A 15569-nucleotide genomic window follows, 5' to 3' on the forward strand; every position below is an offset into this window, starting at 1 on the left:
GAACACCTGGACTAGGGGCCCGCGTGTACCTGGCAGGCCCACAGGCTCGGGGTCTGCGGGTACGTGTCGCGCAGGGTGCGTACCGCCCGGTGCAGGGCCTCGGCCGTGCGGGTGACGTCGAGTGTGCCGTCGCCCGTGTTCACCGCTTCGTAGACGCTGAGCGCGACCTCGGCCCCGATCACGTCGTCGACGTGCCACAGCGAGCCGACGACGTGGGGGAAGCCCGCCATCTGGAAGGCGCTGACGATGTGCACGGCCTCGTCGGCCAGCTCGGGGCTGGTGCGCAGGGTCTCGCAGGCGGAGAGGTAGGCGAGCCGGACCGACGGCAGCCGCAGCCGGGCCAGGTCGCGGACGGTCAGCGGGTGTTCGATGTGGTCGTGCAGGACGAGCCGGCTGCCGGACGGGCGCTCCAGGTCGCCCAGCGCGTGGCAGGCGAAGTGGGCGTATGCGTGGTGGTGGAGGGCGGAGACGACCGCGGAGTGAGTGGCGGAGGCGTCCGCCAGCAGCGTGGCGCCGGGGAGGAGACGGGCCAGGTGGGCGGCCTCGCGGTGTGCGCCCGGGAGCGGGGCCTGGCCGGTGGCCCGCGCGACGCTGACGACGAGCGTGCCCGTGTCCGCCGGGCGGGCGGCGCGCCGGCGGGCGTGGTGCAGGGCCCGCAGCGTTGGTGTGTACGAGGAGACCACCCGGTCCAGGGCGCCGGGAGCGCCGACGGGGGCCGCGGCGTGCAGCGGCAGCGTGCCCAGGAGACCGCCGGGCGACCACCACACGCGGGTGGCCGCGGGGAGGCGGTCGAGGACCGGTCCGGTGACCGCCTGCCACAGCCAGGCGAGGGTTTCCCGTATGTCCTGTTGGGCACGCTGCGACTGCTTGCGGGAGGTTCCGGGTGTCTCGATGCGGACCAACGCGTCTTGGAAGGTCTGCCGGCGCGCTGCCGTCGTCCGCGGGTCGAGCCCAGGGAGCGGTACGGCGTCGATGGAGTGCTCGGTGACGACCAGGGCGTCGCTGCCGTAGGGCGAGACGTTGACGAGGACCACCGGGCCTGCCGCAGCGGTCGCGCACAGTTCGCGCTCGTCCCAGTCCCGTACCGGACGCAGCATGCCCAGTTCGGGGTGTTCGGCGCGGATCCGGTCCGTGAGGTCCCGCCATTCGGCCGCCAGCCGCTGCCGCAGGTCGGCGCGGGCGTCGGGGCCGGGCGGTCCTTCTTCCAGGAACTCCCGGGTGTCGGTCGCGGTGTCGAGGGCCTCCCGGAGCTGCTCGAAGCGGTCGGCGAGGTCCGGGGCGGTCTCCCGCAGCCGCGTCAGGTCGCTGTCGGCGTCGAAGGCGTGGGAGAGGATCACGCCCCTGGCCTGTTCGAGCAGACCGACCGCGAGCCCGGGCCGGCCACAGCGCACCGCGCAGGCCGCCGCAGCGGCGCCCAGCCCGACGGTCCGGCTCAGCAGGAACTCCTGATCCTCGCGGACGAGATGGCGGGGCGCCACGGAGTGCAACAGGTCGACTGCCAGGGCATAGCCGTCCAGGGCGCCGTCCCAGTCGCCCAGCTCCGCCCGGACGTCGCCCCAGGCCCGCGCCGCGTCCAGGCGGAGGGAGGGCGCGCACTGCTGCTCCAGGGCCGCTGCCCGGAACACGTCGGCCGCCTCGACCAGATCGGCTCTACGGCGGCGTCGGCCGGGCCCCCGGTCGCGCAGCACGTTGCCGAGGTTCGTCAGGCGGACCGTGCGCTGGGGGTGGCCGGGCGGGGTGGCCTCGACCGCCCGGCGGAACAGAGCGACCGCCTCGTCCCGGGCGGCTGACGACAGCAGGGTGCGGGGGCTCAGGAGCCGCGCGCCCGCTGCCACCGTCAGAGCACCCGCCAGGTGAGGCGATTGCGCGGGCAGCGCCGCGATCGCCGCGTCGGCCAGCTCGCGCGCCTCGCGGGCGTCACCGAACCGCGGCGTCCGCGAGAAGCGGATCATCAGCGCGATGGCGAGGTTGTGGCGCCGGCGGGGCAGGGGCGGGTCGCCCTCCGGGGTGAGGGCGAGCGCCTCTCTGAGGAGCCGTATCGCCTCGTCGAGTTGGACGGCCGGATCGGCCGCGCGATCGATGCCCGGGAGCAGGCTGATCCCCGTCGAGCTGAGCAGCGCCGCCTGGTGCGCACGGCCCAGTCCGGGCAGCGCGGCGGCCCGGCGCCGGCACTCCTGGGCCTCCTGGAGATCCTCGCTGTCCTCGGTCAGCTGGTGGCGCAGGCCCAACGCCGTACCGAGGTTGAGCAGCCGCACTCCGAGCATCTCGTGCCCTTCGGGGGTGAGCGCGACCGCTTCCCGATGGACCCGTACCGCTTCGTTCAACTCCGCGAGGCTTCCCGAGCGTTGGTAGCAGGCGATCAGCACCAGGCCGAGATCGTTGAGCGCTGCGGGACGGTCCAGGTGGCCCGGCGGTATGCGAGCCTCGGCCTGCCGTAGCTGGCGCAGCGCCTCGTCCAGGTCTGCACTGTTGGCTTCCGGGTCGCGTGTGTAGCGGGTGTACCGGGCCATCGCGGGAGCGAGGAGCGGCAGTTGCGGGCCGTCCGTCGCCCCCGTGGACGCGGTGCTCGGGGTGGTGAGGTCGAGCGCCGCTTCCAGATCGGCCGGAGCGCCGGTCGCGACGGAGCGGGCGCGCAGGGCGTTGCCCAGGGCATTGCGCAAGGCCGCGCCCTGACCGGGACTCGTGGCCGCCCGGAGTGCCTCGGTCAGCACGGCGACCGCCTCATGCAGGTCCTCGACCCGGCCGGTGTGCTGTGCCCTCAGTACGAGGGCCGTGCCCAGGTCGTGGCCCGCCGCCACAGGCCCCTCCGGATTGCCGGGAACGGCTCGGCGGCACAGATCCACGAGCTCGTCGCACTGCTCGGGCGTCGCTCCCTCCCGCCGCCGCAGCAGCAACAGCGCGCGCCCCAAGGAGCTGAGGCAGCGGGCCAGACGCGGGCTTCCGGGCGGAAGTTGGGCCAGTACGTCACGTGCGATGGCGACGGCCTCATGCAGGTCCTCAGGGTCGTACGACCGTAAGAAGCGGTCCAGGAGCCGGCCGCCCAGGGCGTCGAGGGCGACAAGCCGCTCGGGGGAGTCGGCCGGGATTGCCTTGAGGGCACGGTGGGCGAGCCGGACCGGATCCGCGTCCTCGATGTGTGCGGACACGTCGCCGAACAGGTCCTCGAACGGCCAGGTCATCCCGGCGCGGGCCAGCACGCGGGACAGACCGGCGTGCCGGCCCGCGTACAGGGGGTCGTACTCCGCAGTCGCGAGGACGGCGAGGCTGCCGCACCCGACCCCGGTGGTGAGCAAGGTCTCGTGCGAGGGTGTCCTGGTGTCGAGGACCGCGGCCAGCTCGTGTAGCCGACGGACGTCCTCGGAAGCGTCCGGCGGCAGGTTGTGCTGCCGCCCCTCGGCCGCGATCACGGACGCGGCACAAAGGGCCGACCACTCGGCGGGACCGTCCGCGTTCGCCGGGTTGGGGTGCACGGCGGGATCGGTGGTCGCGTAGTAGTCCGCCAACACGGGTGGCACCAGCTCCGGATCGGCGACCCACACCGGGTAGAGCAGTGCCCCCGCCATGGACCCGTGGATACTGCCGCGATCCCCCGGGTCGGCCATCGCACGGGCGGCGCAGAGCCAGCCGGCCGCGTGCCGGGCCTCCATGTCGGTCCTCGTGTCGGCTATCCGCAGCAGCCCCCGGAGTTCCCCATCCGCCTCGGGGCCGAACACCACGTCCCCGTCCACGCCGCCGTCCGCCGATCCGGCCCGTGCGAGGCGCACACGGACCGCCTGCAGGAACCAGTCCCGGTCGTACCTCACCCCGTCGCCCCTTTGCTGTCCACCCCGATGGCACATCGACTCGCGCCCAACTCTGCCTGATTTACGGCACACTTGGGCCATGACCACACCTCCCGACTTCCCGCGTCCCGATCACAGGGCAGCAGCGGCGTTGTGCGTCCTGCTCGGCTCGCCGGACGATCTGCGGCAGCCCGGGGTCCGGGAGGCGGCAGAGCGTGCACGGGACCTGCTCCGGACGGGTGCGGGCACCGACGAACTCGCGACCTGCTACCGCGCGCTGGACACAGCGTTGCGCCAGACCGGGGACGCGCGCGGGCTGGTCAATGAATCCCGAGGCGGGACGGCCCCCGGCATCTCGCCCCACATCAAGGTGGCCGTGTGCCCCGGACCGGCCCAGTGCACCCGCGTCGAACGGGCCCGCGACCTGCTCCCCGCCCCGCACTGCGCAGTCAACGGCACCCGCATGCGCAAGGGCCGACTCGGCCCCGCACAGTGACGTCGCCCCTTATGAACCCCCTCCTCGCCACGCTGGGCGGCAAACTGACCGAACGCTGGCTGAACCTGCTGGTCCTCCCCGGCGCTCTCTTCCTCGCCGCCACAGCCGTCGGCACCACCCTGGGCCACCACCACTGGCACGACATCGACCGGCTGCGTACCAGCCTGGACGACCTCGCCGCCCGCCCCGCCCTCGACCGCACCGGCACCGCCGCGCTCCTGGTCGCCCTCGTCCTGCTCGCCGCGACCGCGGCCTCACTCGCCGCGCAGTTCCTCGCCGGCGCGATCGAGCAGTATTGGCTGCGCTTCGGCCGGGACCCGCTGTCCCGCGCCCTCACCGCCCGACGCGCCCGCAAGTGGCGAGAACGGGACGCGAGGCTCGACGACGCCGTCGGCCACGCCCACCAGACAGGTGCCGGGCCCGACGGTGCGGTGATGGTCCCGAGGCACACACTGGCGCGGATCCAGGCCCTCACCGAAGCCCGCGACCGTGTCGCGCTGCGCGAACCGACCCGCCCCACCTGGTACGGCGATCGCATGCAGGCGGCGGCCGACCGTGTCGAGGCGGCGTACGGAGCGGACCTCGCCGCCCTCTGGCCCCGGCTGTGGCTGATCCTCCCCGAGCCCGCCGTACGCCAGATCCAGGCGGCCCACGACTCCTTCAGCGCCGCGGCCCGGCTCGCCGCCTGGGCCGTTGGCTACGCCCTGCTCGCCTGCTGGTGGTGGCCGGCCGCGCTGGTCACCCTCGGATGCGTGGCCGTCGTCCGGTCCCGCGCCCGTACCGCCCTGGACGCTCTCGCGGGCCTCATCGAGGCCGCTGTCGACGTACACGGCCGCGAGCTGGCCACCCGGGTCGGCCTGACCTCGCCGGAGGCGCCGGGACTGCTGGCCCGTGACACCGGGGACGAGATGTCGGCGGTGTTCAGGAAAGCTGACTGACGGCCAGGTACGTACGGGTGGCCTCGGTGCCGTACAGCGTGAGCACGGTCGCGGCGAGGCCGCACATTCCAGAGCAGGCTCCCATCGTGATCCACCACGTCAAGTCGACCTCGGATGCGGTCAGTCCGGCGGGAACCAAGCCGAGCACGCCGACGAAGGAGTAGGCCGCCACCACGGCGAACTGGTGCTCCAGCCACACCATGCGGCTCGGCCGACCACGGAAAAGCACCGGCCCGTACCGGAGCATGACCGCGCCCTGACCCAAGAAGACGGCACAGAAAGCGATCCCCGGAACGCCGGAGGGCACCCGGTTCTCCCCTGACTTGGCATCGGCGATCCACGACACCGACGCGTGCACGCCGTAACCGCCGCCGACGAACATGATGAAGCCGCAGAGCACCGTGAGGAGCGCAGCAGCGGTGACCGTACCCGGACGTTCGTTCAACGTGCCTCCAGCCGCACTTCAGGTGGCCCGGAAGGGCGAGCAGACGCTGACGACGCGCTCGGCACCCCCGGCAGCAGGCTGCTGCCGAAGCCGCCCGTCGCCAGGCTGCGGTGCCCCCGGAGCCGGAGGACGACCACGATCAGGAGGACGACCACGATCAAGAGTCGGCAAGCTCTGCGGCCTCTTCCAGGCCCGAGCGGCGAGCGGGGACCGCCTGCCCTTTTCCACCGCGCGCAGTTGCTCCCAGCCGACGTCGGGGTGGGCGGAGGCCGGTCGCGACGCGCGATGCCGACGGCGTGGCCGCCGCGCGTGCCGCCGTCGGTGCGGCGGCGTCGGGCGGTGAACGCTCGGCGGGGGAGAGGCCAGGCGCCGGGCTTGCCGGCGGCGGCCCTCACCGGCCCATCCCGCCATCCCTGGTGGCCGGGGGAGGGCAGTTGCCCGCCTCACACGAATCTGAATCTGCTGTGCACGTTCCTGGCCGTCTACCGGGCCGGATCGCTCATGGCGGTAGCACCCCGGATCGGGCTTTCCCAGCCCACCGTGACCGCCCAGATCCGCTCTCTTGAGCAGCAGACGGGCGCCGACCTGGCCCGCGCCGCCGTCGACTCCCTGTACCCCAGCCTCCTGTCGCCCCCGGCGACAGGTTGGGAGTCGTTTCGAGGCGACAGTGGGGTCACCTTCTTCTCCAGCTTGCACCATGCTTGATCTGGGGCCCGGCACTGAGTTGGTTCGGTCAGAGGTTGAAGATCCGGCGAGCGTTACCGGACAGGAACAGCTCGGTGGCCTCGTCGTCCAGGTCGAGGGCGCCGAGGTGTTCCAGCGCCTGGGCGGGTGTGATCATGGGATAGTTCGTGCCGAACAGCACTTTCCTGCGGCCCCGGCCGCGCAGGTAGTCCACCAGCTCGCGCGGGTAGCGTCGGGCGGTGTAGGCGCTGGTGTCGATGTAGACGTTGGCGTGTTTGTCGGCCACGGCGATCATTTCGGTGGTCCATGGGTAGCCGATGTGCCCGCACACGATGGTCAGTTCAGGGAAGTCGAGGGCGACTTGGTCGATGTAGGGGATCGGGCGGCCGGTCTCGGACGGGCGCAGCGGACCAGTGTGGCCGACTTGGGTGCAGAAGGGGATGCCCAGGTCGACGCAGGCGGCATACAGCGGGTAGTACAGCCGGTCGGTGGGCGGGAGCTGCCACAGCCAGGGCACGATCCGCAGGGCCACGAAGCCGAGCTCCTCCACGGCGCGGCGCAGTTCCCGCACGGCCTGGACCGGTCGGGTGAGATCCACCCCGGCCACCCCGCGTAGGCGTCCGTCGGACTGCGCTACGAACTCGGCCACCTCGTCATTGCTGATCAACGGCTCGTGCGGGCCGTACCAGGCTGCCGACAGTCCGATCTCCACATCGGCCGCTGTCATCGCGGCCACCGTGGTCTTGACCGGCAACGGCTCATCCAGCAGCCCCTGCCCCGTCCACCGGCGCAATGACTCGAACATCTGGTGGTTCGAGTGACGGAGCGTGGGGTGCTGCATCCACACGTCGATGACCGGCACGGTTTCCCTGCCTCTCTTCCCACGTCGCCGACCGTACGGACCGGAAGCGACTAAGCGATCGCTTATCTTGACTCCGGTCGGTCGAGCCCCGCAAGTGCTGGCCAGAGAGTCCAAGTGTCAGCTGCTGAAGTTCCTGTGGCCTGCTGCCGGCGAACGACGGCTGTCGAGCGTGGCGAGTTGATGCTTCATCAGGTGCTGCCGAGTGTCCCGCCCGCTCGACTCAGGGCAGCGAAAGAGGCGTTGACCCTATGCACGTAGAGTCTGGTATTGGCCAGTCGTCTCACACCTTGGAGGAAGCCTCCATGTCGAAGGTCCCGTTCGGCTCCCTGGCTGCCGCGATCGCGGCGCTCGGGACGGTGCTCGGTTTCTTCGCGCTCCAGCTCCGCGCGGCCGGCTATGAGCAGTACGTCGAATCCGTGGCCAACTTCAGCGTCATGATGTACGTCACCGCGGCTCTGATTGTGGTGACGTGGATCCGTGATGGTCGGCCGCACTCCAACTGAGTTCCCCGGCGGCAAGGGTGGCGGGCGCAGAGCTGATGCCTTGGTGCCCGCGCACCTCTGCACGGCTTGGTTGGTACTCGGCGCCTTCGGCCGGGTGGCAGCCCGCCCCGAGCCGGCCTCGCGATGACCCTGTCGCTCTGTGATCCACATCACATGGAATTCCTGTCAGGGATCGGGGAGCTACTCCGCTCAACCCACCGAGGGAGCAAGCGAACCGACAGGAGCAGCACATGAAGCACCGCATCGTTGTCCTGGGCGCCGGTTATGCCGGGTGCTACGTGGCCGGGAACCTGGCCCGCCGGCTGTCCCCGGCCGACATCGAGGTCACCGTGGTGAACGCTGAGCCGGACTTCGTCCAGCGGCTGCGGCTTCACCAGCTCGCGGCCGGCCAGGAGATCGAAACTCCAAAGCTCGCCGATGTCTTCGCGGGCACGGGGATACAGCTGCGCTTGGCCCGTGTCACCGCCGTCGAACCCGAGCGCCAGGTCGTCGCGGTGGCCGACGCCGACGGCGGTGGCGAGATCGGCTACGACACGCTTGTCTACGCGCTTGGCAGCCACGTCGATGACCGCGGCGTCCCCGGCGTGGCCGAGCACGCCTTCGACGTCGCGAACCGGCCCTCGGCGCTGCGCCTGTGCGAGCACCTGGACAGCCTGGGCAGGCGGGGGGAAGGCGGGAGTGTGCTGGTCGTCGGCGACGGGTTGACCGGCATCGAGACCGCCACCGAACTAGCCGAGTCGCGGCCCGGGCTGTCGGTGTCGCTCATCGCCCGCGGCGAGCTGGGCGCTCCGCTCTCCGCCGGAGCCCGCAGCCACCTGCGCCAGGCCTGCGACCGGCTGGGTGTCACGGTCCTGGAGCACACATGCGTCGAGGCCGTCGAAGCGGCGCGGGTGGTGTGCGCCGACGGCACCGCACTGGCATCCGACGCGACCGTGTGGACGGCCGGGTTCGCGGTCAGCCCCATCGCCGCCGCGAGCGGGCTGGAGGTCACCGAGAACGGGCGGATCGTCGTCGACCGCACCATGCGGTCCGTCTCGCACCCGAACGTCTACGCCGCCGGCGACAGCGTCTGTGCCGTCGGCGACAACGGGCGGCCGCTGCCGATGTCCTGTGCTTCGGCCGGCTACACCGGCACGCAGGCGGCCGCCGCGATCGTGGGGGGCCTGACCGGCCGCACGATCCCCCACACCAAGCTGGAGTACGTGGGCAACCACATCAGCCTCGGTCGGCGGGACGGGATCCTGCAGATGATCGACGACGCGGCACAGGCGAAGCCGAAGTACGTGGGCGGCCGGAAGGCCGCACGGATCAAGGCGGGCATCCTCAAGGCCTCGCTGTGGGCCACCTCGCACCCGACCTTCGGCCTGCCCAAGCGAAAGCGCCGCCTGGCCGCCACCCCGGACACGTCCGCGCAGACGTCCTCGCATACGTCCGCCGAGCGGGCGGTCGCGTAGCCGCCGCCTAGGGTGGTCCGCGTGGACAGCACCGCAACCGATCGCTTCGACACGCCTCGGTTCGAGGCCAGCCGGAACCGGCTGGCCTCCCTGGCGTACCGTCTCCTCGGCTCCGCAACCGACGCCGAAGACGCCGTACAGGACGCCTTCTTGCACTGGCAGGCCGCCGACCGGCAGCTGATCAAGGTGCCGGAGGCATGGCTGACCAAGGTCGTCACCAATCTGTGCCTGGACCGGCTCCGCTCGGCACAGGGCCGCCGCGAACGCGCCGTCGGCGCCTGGCTTCCCGAACCGCTTCTCGACGGCGACCCGATGCTCGGCCCGGCCGACACGTTCGAGCAACGTGAATCGGTCTCTCTGGCCGTGCTGACCCTCATGGAGCGCCTGTCGCCCATCGAGCGGGCCGTCTACGTCCTGCGCGAAGCGTTCTCCCACAGCCACGCGGAGATCGCCGAGGTCCTCGGCATCACCGAGTCCGCGAGCCAGCAGCACCTCCACCGGGCCCGGCGCCGCATCACCGCCGCACGCCGTGGCGCCGGCGAAGTCGACCCGGCTTCCGCCCGCAGGATCGTCGAGGAGTTCCTCGACGCCGCCTCCTCGGGCCGCATCGAACAGCTGGTGGCGTTGCTCACCGACGACGCGACAGCGATCTCCGACGGCGCCGGCCTGGCCCAGAAGCTGCTGCGGTACGACACTGCGCAACGCATCGCCGCCGTGGCACGGGCCGGCTTCACCCCCACATCCGCGAAACGGCGATTGGCCGGCGGCACGCCCGCCATCCACTACGCGTTCGTCAACGGCACCCCCGCCCTCCTCTTCGTGGTCGGCGACCAGGTCGTCGGCTCCGTGACGTTCGACATCGCGGGCGGCAGGATCACAACCGTGCGCGGCATCGCCGCCCCCACCCGCCTCGCCCGCCTCGCCGAAGCCTGGCGGCAGCACGAAGCGGACACGCCGCTCATCAGCCAGTGGTGAAGCGCCGGCGTTTCATGGGTGGTCGCCTGTTTCACGGGCGACCACCCCGCGGTGCGCCTGCGGCCACCTGCGCTGCCGAGCGGGCTGCCCGTGCCGGACCGGCAAGGGCAAGTCGGCGCTTCAGCACCCCACTGCCCGCTTCAGCCTCGTACTCCCACTCGCGAAGGCGCTCAGCGTGCCGACGCGCCGAGCGACCGCCGTCCCAGCGGCGTCCTGGAGCCGTGAACACCTCGCCGCCTTGCGAGCGCGCACCGCCGAACGGGCCCGGCCGGCATGCCCAGCCCTCGCAAGATCACCTCCTGGAGCGTGCGCCTCGCCCGGACCTGCGACCTTGCCCGAGTCTTCGCCAGCCGTCACCGTGCCGGGTAGGTTGGTCTCGTGTGTTACTACGCCGAGAAGCCCTACAAGCTGCATTACGTGTGCGTGCCCTGCCGCGTCGCGTTCAAGCGGCACCCCGGGCCCGGCGGACACCGATGCACCCGATGCGCCGAGCCAATGCTCTGCGCCGGCCATGATTTTGCGGCACCACGGCGCCGGGACACCAAGGCGTGGACCGTCGTGGCCGCGGTGCTGGACGCCGGACTGCGTTACGAGGGCCGTGAACCCTGCGGCTGTGGCAAGGAGCCCAAGTTCCGCCCCCGCACCCGAGCCCAGTTGCGAGCACGTCGAATCGCGGCAGCACGAACCGGGACTTCCCTCGCCGACATGCTCGGACGCGAAGATCCGCAGATGCCCGCATGACCTGACACTCCGGTACACACGCTGCACGTGACCTGCCGCTGCACCCGCAAGATGATTCACGGAGCTGCGGACAGAGCCTTGGAAACGGCCCGGGGCCGCTCCTCGCTCCACTCGGTACGGTCCTCAACGGACGGGGGTAGTGCCTGGTCTGGCGAAGCATGCTGCGCGGCGCGCTGTGCCTGCCGGCCCTCGGCGTGCGGTCCGTCCCCCACGCCCCTTGCCATGGTCATGCCCGAGGGCACCGTGCGGCTCGGCCCTCGGCCCCCGTGGCACGGCTCGCCGGCCGGGAGGGGGCAGGGCGGACGGTACGGAGCTGCCGGCGCGCGCCGTCGTCGTGGCGACCGGTGTCGGCGCCGCCGCACGGCTGCTGCCCCGCCTGGACGTCCCCCCTCGCACAGTCACGACGGTCTACACCTCGCTCCACGGTTCCCCTGGGGTGCCCCGTCCCGCTGGTCGACATCCGTCGCCGGGTACTGAACACCTGCTTGGGCGGCGACATCGAGCCCGTGCGGGCGGCTGCGGTCGAGGCCGGTCCGGGATGTACCACCGCACCGACGCCACCGCCCTGGCCGCTGAACCGGCCCTGCCGCACCGGGCCCGGTCGCTATGTCGATGGGGATCACCGCAGGCGGGGGTTTCCCGCCACGCCTCCCGCACCTATGACACAGTCGTGGCCGACTACCCCGGCTACCACCCCCACCTGCGCCACTTGTGCGCCGACTCGGCCTGCCGGGACAGGACAGGGGCAGAGACAGGGGCTGCGCCTGCTCCAGGGGCACGGCAGCCGGCACGGACGCCTCTTTGGTCCGGTCGCATCCCGTCGGAGGCGCCGGCGCGCTGACCGTCCGGGCGGAGTTGACGGGTGCTTCGGGGAATGCCGGTCGAAGTCCGGGGTAGGCGGGTGCTTGCCGGACGACAGACCGGCGAGACAGAACCGATCAACTGGGAGGGGCGCATGATGCCGACGACGAGCACGCAGGCTGCCGAGCCGACCGTGGACGTGCCGGAGATCGCGGATCCTTCCAAGGTCGCGCCGAAGGACGCGCGAGAGCTGTCGAAGCTGTTCTTCGACCAGTTGGCGGTGCTGGAGGAGGGGACGCCCGAGCACCAGTACGCGCGCAACACGCTGATCGAGATGAACATGTCCCTGGTCCGCTTCGCGGCCGGCCGGTTCCGCAGCAGGGGGCCGGAGGAGATGGAGGACATCGTCCAGGTCGGCATGATCGGCCTGATAAAGGCAATCGACCGGTTCGAGGTGTCGCGCGAGGTCGAGTTCACCTCCTTCGCCGTTCCCTACATCGTCGGTGAGATCAAGCGGTTCTTCCGCGACACCTCCTGGGCCGTGCACGTCCCGCGCCGACTCCAGGAGGCCCGCGTCCAACTCGCCCGCGCCAACGAGGAACTGCGCAGCCGACTGGGCCGGACTCCCACGACCAAGGAACTCTCCGAACTGATGAGCCTGCCGGAGGACGAGGTGGTCGAGGCCCAACTGGCCTCCAACGGCTACAAGTCGGCCTCCCTGGACGCGGCGATCGCCGGCAGCGAGGACGGCGAGGCCGCGCTGGCGGACTTCATCGGTGACGAGGACGCCGCCCTCGGCCTTGTCGAGGACTTCCACTCCCTCGCCCCCATGATCTCCGCACTCGACGAACGCGACCGCAAGATCATCCACTGGCGCTTCGTCGAGGAACTCACCCAGGCCCAGATCGGAGAACGCCTCGGGGTCTCCCAGATGCACGTGTCCCGCCTCATCACACGTCTCCTGACCCGCCTGCGCGAAGGCATGCTCAGCACCACCTGACCGTCGGAGCCCGGCAGCAGGGCGATGCCGCGTTCTCACGGAGTACGGAGTACGGAGCACGGAGCGCGGAGCGCGGAGGATGCCGGCGTAGTGACCCCGTGCAGGTGCCCGCCGGGAAGACGGTCACGGCAGGCGCCCGCACTTGAAGCGGCGGCAGCACGCCCCGCTTGCGCTTGCGCTTGCGCCCGCGTCGGCACGGCGACCTGTCGTGCGGGCCCGAGCGCCGGAAGAAGGTGGTGGTGTGATGACGGGTGTGGTGCTCGACCGCTTCCTCGACGTGGCCGGCCTGGAGCGCAGCCGAAATGAGTCAGTCGGTTGCTTCGACGTACGACGCCAGGTTGGCCAGCGAGGAGGCGATCCCGGCCTCGTGGACTGCTTGGTCGATGCCGGATGGCACGTCCGTGGCCGTGACGGTCACCTCGGTCCCCTCACCAGTGGCAGTGAGGTGCCAGGTGATCGTCATGGTGCCCGCGTACGACGGGTCGTCGGACTCGAACACCGCCCGCTGCACCACACGCTCCGGTGGCATCAGGTCGGCGAACCCTACCTCGACGACGTCCGTCGCATCTGAAGTCTTGCCGGGGCTGTCGGTGGGATCGAGGTAGGAGAGGACCATTCGGAACCCGCCACCAGGCCGGGGGTCCCACTGCTCGACCCGCCCGCGCATGCCGTCCGGCGGCAGCCAGGCCTCGAGGGACTCCCGGTCGAGGAGGGCGCCGTAGACGGTCGCCGGTGGGGCCGCGATCACCCTGCTGGCGCGGTCGGTCCTTCCCATGGCCCGATTCTAGGACTGAGGTTCCCGCCGGGCTCATCCTCATCGGCCGACCCGCAGGGCCAAACCACTCTGGGAACCAGGGTGTTCCGAGGAGGTGGTGTCTTGCCAGGGTGCATCCAGGCGGGTCTCGGTCCGTTTGGTGAGCTGTCGGCCCTGTCTGCCGCCGCTGATCGCGCGCAAGACCATCCGTGCCGCCATCACCTCGCATTGCCGGCCGTAAGGCTTGCCGGGACGTGTTTTCGGGGCTGTGGCGCCTGGCCGGGCCGGGTCATGCGCCTTCGGTGTCCAGACGCTGCGCTGACTGGAGCAGGTACGTGGGCAGCTTCGAGCTGGCCGCGAGTACCTCGATGCCGATCAGGCGTCCCTGCTTGTCGAAGTCGAGGTTGATCATGCCGCCGACCTGTACCGGGTCACAGGGGTACATGTGCGCTGCGTGCGCTGGGGCTTGTGGGTCCGTGAAGTACACGTAGGCGGCGTCCGCCGTCTTGTCGTAGGTGACGTTGACATCTGCCATGGCCGGTGTGCTCCTTCGACGCGTTCGAGGCGGCTGGCTCTGTCTGCTCTTGCAAGCTGCAAGGCCTGGGAAGGCTTGACGATGCCGGTGATGCGGTGGGTGCGGCAACGGGGTTTGCGCAGGAGGCCAGCCGCCAGGACGTGGTGGTGGCCGTGGCCTGTTCGCCGGGAGCTTGACCCCGGGCGGGGGAGCGGTTGCCGCCTGCTGGCTGAGGGACGGTTGGTCAAGGCATCGATGACATCACCGTGAAAGAGGTGATGCCCAATGCCTATGCGCAGAAGTTCGCTGAGCAGGATTTGGTACGTCGGGCTGCGTCAGGACTGCCTCCCGAACCGCTGACTGGAAGTACCGGACGTATCGCCCGTACCGGGCCGGGCGGTGCCGTGGCTGCGTTCACCGCCCGGCCCGGAGCCTCAGGTCCTCCGCGCCACGAGTTCCGGTGATTCGTGGTCGCAGGTGTCCTCGATACCGTACGTGTCCCAGGCGGGGAACGGATCCTCCGCCGGCGGGCCCTCGCCGTCCGCCAGCAGGCAGTCGGTGAGCGTGGCGTGGAGGGCCTGGGCATGCAGGTGTGTGCCGATGAAGACCAGCTCTTGGGCGGCCGGGCTGTCGGTGTCACGGGCGGCGGAGGGCTCGAAGCGGGCCACGGAGCCGGCCTGGGACCACAGGCCCGTCACACCCGGGCGGCTGGCCAGGGTGAAGAAGCCCTTGGAACGCAGGATCCGTCCGTAGGCGCCGCTGTCCATCTCCTCGGTGACGAACCGCCACAACCGCTGCGGATGGAAGGGCAGTTCGGCGCGGAAGACGGTGGAGGAGATGCCGTACTCCTCGGTCTCGGGGACATGATCGCCGTTGAGTTCCATGACCCAGCCCGGGGCCTGCTGAGCCCGCTCAAGGTCGAAGAGCCGGGTGCCGAGTACGTTCTTCAGGGGCACACGTCCGTGGACGGCGGGAACGATCCGGGCCACCGGATTGAGGCGGGTGAGCGTCGCCCGCAGCCCGTCGGCGGTGGTCTTGTCGACCAGGTCGAGCTTGTTGAGCACGATGACGTCGGCGAACTCGATCTGGTCCATCAGCAGGTCGCTGACGGTCCGTTCATCGTCCTCGTACTGGTCGAGGCCGCGCTCGACGAGCTCGTCTCCGCTCTCCAGTTCGGGCAGGAAGTTCGCGGCGTCGACGACGGTGACCATGGTGTCCAGGCGAGCCAGGTCCCCGAGAGTGGCGCCGTCGTCGCGGGCGAAGGCGAAGGTGGCCGCGACCGGCATGGGCTCGGAGATGCCGCTGGACTCGATGAGGAGATAGTCGAACCGGCCTTCGCGGGCCAGCCGGTCCATCTCCACCAGCAGGTCGTCGCGCAGCGTGCAGCAGATGCACCCGTTGGTCATCTCGACCAGCCGCTCCTCGGTCCGCGACAGCGCCGCCTCGCCGCCGCGCACGAGCGCCGCGTCGATGTTGACCTCGCTCATGTCGTTGACGATGACCGCGACACGCAACCCCTCGCGGTTGCCGAGCACATGGTTGAGGAGCGTGGTCTTCCCCGCACCGAGGAAGCCGGACAGTACGGTCACCGGCAGCCGGTCGTGACTCATACCCGTCCCC

The 15569-nt window shown here is 71.0% G+C and carries 13 protein-coding genes; 7 read left to right on the plus strand and 6 right to left on the minus strand.

Annotated features, from left to right (window positions below):
* Positions 1-11: 11 nt before the first annotated feature.
* Entirely contained in the window at positions 12-3803 is a 3792-nt protein-coding gene (locus ACZ4U1_RS14290; protein ID WP_467903153.1) for a CHAT domain-containing protein, read from the minus strand.
* Between the two features lie 79 nt (positions 3804-3882).
* Between ACZ4U1_RS14290 and ACZ4U1_RS14295 the strand changes: the two genes are divergently transcribed.
* Entirely contained in the window at positions 3883-4278 is a 396-nt protein-coding gene (locus tag ACZ4U1_RS14295) for a hypothetical protein (protein ID WP_467903155.1), read from the plus strand.
* An 11-nt stretch (positions 4279-4289) separates the two neighbouring features.
* Positions 4290-5216: a hypothetical protein gene (locus tag ACZ4U1_RS14300; RefSeq protein WP_467903157.1), complete on the plus strand. Its 927-nt coding sequence runs from the start codon at positions 4290-4292 to the stop codon at positions 5214-5216.
* Here ACZ4U1_RS14300 and ACZ4U1_RS14305 read toward each other — a convergent pair.
* On the minus strand, positions 5200-5661 hold the full coding sequence (locus ACZ4U1_RS14305; protein WP_467903159.1) for a hypothetical protein: 462 nt from the start codon (positions 5659-5661) through the stop codon (positions 5200-5202). The genes ACZ4U1_RS14300 and ACZ4U1_RS14305 overlap by 17 nt on opposite strands.
* 285 nt (positions 5662-5946) lie before the next feature.
* Here ACZ4U1_RS14305 and ACZ4U1_RS14310 point away from each other — a divergent pair, with 285 nt between their 5' ends.
* On the plus strand, positions 5947-6366 hold the full coding sequence (locus tag ACZ4U1_RS14310; RefSeq protein ID WP_467903161.1) for a helix-turn-helix domain-containing protein: 420 nt from the start codon (positions 5947-5949) through the stop codon (positions 6364-6366).
* 28 nt (positions 6367-6394) lie between these two features.
* Here the strand turns inward: ACZ4U1_RS14310 and ACZ4U1_RS14315 are convergent, their stop codons facing one another.
* Positions 6395-7207 carry an amidohydrolase family protein gene (locus ACZ4U1_RS14315; protein WP_467903163.1) on the minus strand — a complete coding sequence of 271 codons (813 nt, stop codon included), beginning with the start codon at positions 7205-7207 and terminating at the stop codon, positions 6395-6397.
* Positions 7208-7509: 302 nt separating this feature from the next.
* On the opposite strand from ACZ4U1_RS14315, the gene ACZ4U1_RS14320 reads away from it, so the two are divergent.
* From ACZ4U1_RS14320 to ACZ4U1_RS14335, 4 genes are all read left to right on the plus strand, one after another.
* Complete coding sequence (locus ACZ4U1_RS14320) at positions 7510-7710, plus strand: SCO3870 family protein (RefSeq protein WP_467903164.1); 201 nt, start codon at positions 7510-7512, stop codon at positions 7708-7710.
* A 230-nt stretch (positions 7711-7940) separates the two neighbouring features.
* Complete coding sequence (locus ACZ4U1_RS14325; RefSeq protein ID WP_467903165.1) at positions 7941-9164, plus strand: NAD(P)/FAD-dependent oxidoreductase; 1224 nt, start codon at positions 7941-7943, stop codon at positions 9162-9164.
* A gap of 21 nt (positions 9165-9185) precedes the next feature.
* Positions 9186-10139 (plus strand): sigma-70 family RNA polymerase sigma factor, encoded by a 954-nt coding sequence (locus ACZ4U1_RS14330; RefSeq protein ID WP_467903167.1) that lies wholly within the window; start codon positions 9186-9188, stop codon positions 10137-10139.
* A 1699-nt stretch (positions 10140-11838) separates the two neighbouring features.
* Positions 11839-12681: an RNA polymerase sigma factor SigF gene (locus tag ACZ4U1_RS14335; protein ID WP_467903519.1), complete on the plus strand. Its 843-nt coding sequence runs from the start codon at positions 11839-11841 to the stop codon at positions 12679-12681.
* 307 nt (positions 12682-12988) lie between these two features.
* Here the strand turns inward: ACZ4U1_RS14335 and ACZ4U1_RS14340 are convergent, their stop codons facing one another.
* The 3 genes from ACZ4U1_RS14340 to ACZ4U1_RS14350 form a co-directional block, all read right to left on the minus strand.
* Positions 12989-13456: an SRPBCC family protein gene (locus ACZ4U1_RS14340; protein ID WP_467903169.1), complete on the minus strand. Its 468-nt coding sequence runs from the start codon at positions 13454-13456 to the stop codon at positions 12989-12991.
* Between the two features lie 268 nt (positions 13457-13724).
* Complete coding sequence (locus ACZ4U1_RS14345) at positions 13725-13970, minus strand: DUF2283 domain-containing protein (protein ID WP_467903170.1); 246 nt, start codon at positions 13968-13970, stop codon at positions 13725-13727.
* 413 nt (positions 13971-14383) lie between these two features.
* Positions 14384-15559, minus strand: a complete 1176-nt coding sequence (locus ACZ4U1_RS14350) for a GTP-binding protein (protein ID WP_467903172.1) — start codon at positions 15557-15559, stop codon at positions 14384-14386.
* Positions 15560-15569: the final 10 nt, after the last annotated feature.

This window comes from Streptomyces sp. NPDC028928, assembly GCF_055564915.1.